1 protein-coding gene is annotated in these 320 nt (G+C 65.0%); it reads left to right on the forward strand.

Features of this window, described 5'->3' with window-relative positions; all coding sequences use genetic code 11:
• Window positions 1-320 (forward strand): sensor histidine kinase (locus SB786_RS35885; protein ID WP_410731528.1); only part of this gene is annotated, 320 nt, incomplete at both ends.

A 320-nucleotide genomic window follows, 5' to 3' on the forward strand; every position in this document is an offset into this window, starting at 1 on the left:
GGCGTCGAGCGTCGCCGCTATCTGGCGATCGCGCTGACCCAGAGTGCGAAGGTGGGACGGCTGGCTCAATCGCTGTTCGAGTTGGCGCGCCTCGAACATGAGAACGTCCAGCTCACGCTGGAGACGTTTCCCCTCGCGGATGTCGTGCAGGACGTGTTCCAGAAGTTCGAGCTTGCGGCGCAGGCGCGCCGGATCCGCTTGCGAGCCGTGGTCCCGCCGCGTTTGCCTGCCGTTTGCGCCGATCTCGCCATGACCGAACGCGTGTTGACCAATCTGCTCGATAACGCGATCCGCCATACTCCCGAAGGCGGCGAGGTCAG

The sequence above is a fragment of the Burkholderia sp. SIMBA_062 genome, from assembly GCF_046534765.1.
GTDB lineage: Bacteria > Pseudomonadota > Gammaproteobacteria > Burkholderiales > Burkholderiaceae > Burkholderia > Burkholderia ambifaria.